The sequence below is a fragment of the Mycobacterium arosiense ATCC BAA-1401 = DSM 45069 genome, from assembly GCF_002086125.1.
Lineage (GTDB): Bacteria > Actinomycetota > Actinomycetes > Mycobacteriales > Mycobacteriaceae > Mycobacterium > Mycobacterium arosiense.
Genome location: NZ_MVHG01000168.1, coordinates 1 through 3,089 on the forward strand (window position 1 = coordinate 1; position 3,089 = coordinate 3,089).

The 3,089-nt window shown below is 64.8% G+C and carries 3 protein-coding genes; all 3 read right to left on the reverse strand.

Annotated elements, in window-relative coordinates:
* Positions 1-69 precede the first annotated feature (69 nt).
* Positions 70-453, reverse strand: a complete 384-nt coding sequence (locus BST14_RS27700; RefSeq protein ID WP_225337345.1) for a hypothetical protein — start codon at positions 451-453, stop codon at positions 70-72.
* A gap of 95 nt (positions 454-548) precedes the next feature.
* Entirely contained in the window at positions 549-1,418 is an 870-nt protein-coding gene (locus BST14_RS27705) for a deazapurine DNA modification protein DpdA family protein (protein WP_036474324.1), read from the reverse strand.
* A gap of 257 nt (positions 1,419-1,675) precedes the next feature.
* Positions 1,676-2,650, reverse strand: a complete 975-nt coding sequence (locus BST14_RS27710; RefSeq protein ID WP_036474322.1) for a DUF4192 domain-containing protein — start codon at positions 2,648-2,650, stop codon at positions 1,676-1,678.
* Between the last annotated feature and the right edge of the window lie 439 nt (positions 2,651-3,089).

Sequence of the window (3,089 nt, forward strand, 5' to 3'; positions counted from 1 at the left end):
CGATACGTCCTTGCTCAATCGAGGCCTCGAGGCCGGATATCCGTCACCGTCGAGCCTCCGGACAGCTCATCATCGGATCTCTCGACAGACGTCACACTCCCAGCCGCTGGCCTGTTTCGTGCAGGTGCGCCGCTCCTCACACATCCAGCACCGCTGGTTGGCCTTGTGCTCAGGCCCCGGCACCGGCCGGGTCGCAGGCGGCTGTCCGCCGGCCAACAGCACCGCATATGTCGCCTGAGTTTCGTTGTCCCGCTTGGCCTGCGCGTCGGCGGTCATCGGTGGACCGTCGCTTTGGCGCAGGTGACTGCCGAACGCCGCTGCACACTCCGCGCACGGCATCCCCTTCTGCTCTGCAGCGTTACCGCAGCCAGGCAGGATGCAGCGCGGCCCAGACAGCTCGTCGCCGCCGGCCGCGCCCTTACGCGCCCGACCGCCGCCAGTGGTCGCCATCATGGTTCTCACATCCCCTTCCTTCGGTTGTTCGCACCGAGTCAGCCTTGGCCGCCCTGCGCACCGGCACAGCCCGGGTGCAGAGCGCACGCTGGCGCTCAGGCCGCCGCGGCGTTCAGTTCGCGCAGCACCCATAACTCTCGTTGATGACATGTTCCGGCGGTGCCGTCGCAGGGTTCGCCGTGTTCGGTGCACCCGCCGGCAACCAGGCCCCGGCGCCACCGCAACGCCCACTTGAGACAGTTCGAGCACTTCGCGTGAGCGCAGCCCGGCAGCCGCGGGTTCTTTCGCGCGTTCAGGCTCCACCCCATGCTGTCCGACGACGCCAGCAGATCCCCGTAGATCCGAAGGCCTTGTGTCTTAACCCCGTACCCGTGCAGCGGCACCTCCGGATCACGATCACGCAACGCCTCCAGCACTTCGCGGATCTCGCCGGTGTGTTGCCGCCGGCACACCGACCCGACACCGACCGACGGATAAGTGCTGACGTTCACCCCGGCCTCGCCGAACATGTCCCAGCACCGCAGGTAATCCTCGACAGTTTGGCCCTGGCAAGTGGGCATAAACGGGGCTTCGGGATGCAGGTCCGCGTCGTCGTCCTCATGCCACATCCGTTCCAGCAGCACGAAGTTCGCCACGGTGCGCCGCTGGTGTTCCTCGACGGTCAGGCCGGTGCGGGCAAGCATGTCGTCCTCACACATCCAGTCCATTCCGGCCGCCCATTCCAGCTGGCCAATCTCGCGGTCGTAGCGCTTTACCGCCGAGACATACTCCTCCGCAGTGGTGCGCCACCCTCCGTAAAGAGACAGTTCTGAGAACCCCCCGGAATCCAGCGCCCACCCCGAACGTGCCTTCGGCAGTGTCTTACGTCGCGACAAGCGGCGGTGCGACACGAACAACGGCACACCCACATGTGCTAACCACCCATCCATATGCGTCCCCAGGTAGAACACCGGCGCACTCGCCATAACCCAAACCCCTCACGGGTCGGTGGGCCCGCCCTCGCGGTAGGCCCTACACACACGGATACTACCGGCCGCTACCGACACGGCGACCGAGGAGAAAAGGAGAAGAAGAAGACAAGAACATCACCACACCCGCACTCCCACATACGAATTGACCACTACCCCAGCCCTATGCCGGGTGGGGTAGTCGACCGCCTTGCGGGTTGGCAGGGTGCGATCAGCGCCAGGCATATCCGCACCCCGCAACCTCCGGGCAAGGGTCAAATCACCAGCGCTGAGACATGGTGCTGGATCAGGTTGCGAATCTCTTCAGGCCGCACTCCGTTCTGCAGCGCGCAATCCAGCAATCCGGCCATCCGATGAGCTGGATCGTCTGCCAACGCCGCCTCGAGCGCGACGCCAGCTAGCGGCCCTTCGCCCCGCGAAAATGCGCTGAATCCGACGAGGCACAAGGCTTCGGATCGGTAGGGCTGTGGCAGGACCCGCGCCAGCTGGCTCCACAGCATCTCGGCTGCGCTCGCTTCGTGTGAGTCCACCAACGTAAACAGCGCATCTCGCACCCGCACGTCGCCCAGCGATGCGCCGATATCCGCCAGCTCGGCATTCGACAAGACGGCGCCCTGGCCCACGCGACGCACCGCAGCCACCGCCTGGCGCACCGATACGGGCACGTCATCCACCGCGCCGCCAGCACAGTCAGCACCGGCCAGCATGGGCGCCACCGCAGCGGCGCGCTGAACATCAACGGCCACAATCGCTCTTAGCTCATCCCGCGTCTCATACATCCGGCGTCCCGCGACCACCGCTGCCGCCGCGGCGGCCGAAGACGCTGGATCGTCGAGCACACCGGACTTGCCACACCCGTCCACACATTGCCACCGTCCACCCGCCTCGACTCGGTCCAACATCACGGCATCCAGAAGGCGCACGCCCGCCGCTTCCAGCGCCTCTCCCAACCTTGCCGCCATGCCAGCAAAGCGCTCCGCGCACATCTCGCACGAGCTGCTCAGCGTCGACACGAACACCGCCAGGGCGCCATCGGCACCACTGCGCCCCACCAACGACGCCAACCTCTCCAGCGCATTCGACGCCGCGACGTCGCTGAGATCCACACGCAGAACGCAACTCACGCAGCCACCCTGTACGGCCGCCACCACCAGCGACTCCACAGGCCGAAACCCAAGAACTCCCACCAGATTCCGAACGACGTCACCAATGGACTTGGTTGAATACATCTTGCGCTCCCCCTTTGGGAATTGTGGGCCAGCCCCAATGACCTGCCCTTACAACACCGATCGTATCGGCAGCCACCGACAACAACGACGCTATCGCGGCTACTACTGGTGGTGGTGGGTGGTGGTGGTTGAGGCGATGCAGCGAAGATTGACCAGAATCGCCGAGGTACTTTGACAGATACCCGGCGTGTCGCGTACCGGTGTCAAACTAACTGCCCGCCGAAATCGCCACTCTCCCCGGAGCAATTACGTCTCGGCATACCTGCGCGACCTGTTGTTAAACAACACTGGCCACCTTGTCAATCTTCACTGCATCTCGACATCTCCTCTCTCTCACGCGCACAGGGCAGCAAAAAGACCCACACCCCACTCCTGTGTCGGGTGGGGACTGGGTCACCGCCACTGAGGAGCAGCGCGCTCGACATCGGCGATACGTCCT

What these genes read in the sequence shown, in the direction of transcription:
- BST14_RS27700 (WP_225337345.1), bottom strand. Translation starts at nt 453, where the DNA reads ATGATGGCGACCACTGGCGGCGGTCGGGCGCGTAAGGGCGCGGCCGGC.
- BST14_RS27705 (WP_036474324.1), bottom strand. Translation starts at nt 1,418, where the DNA reads ATGGCGAGTGCGCCGGTGTTCTACCTGGGGACGCATATGGATGGGTGG.
- BST14_RS27710 (WP_036474322.1), bottom strand. Translation starts at nt 2,650, where the DNA reads ATGTATTCAACCAAGTCCATTGGTGACGTCGTTCGGAATCTGGTGGGA.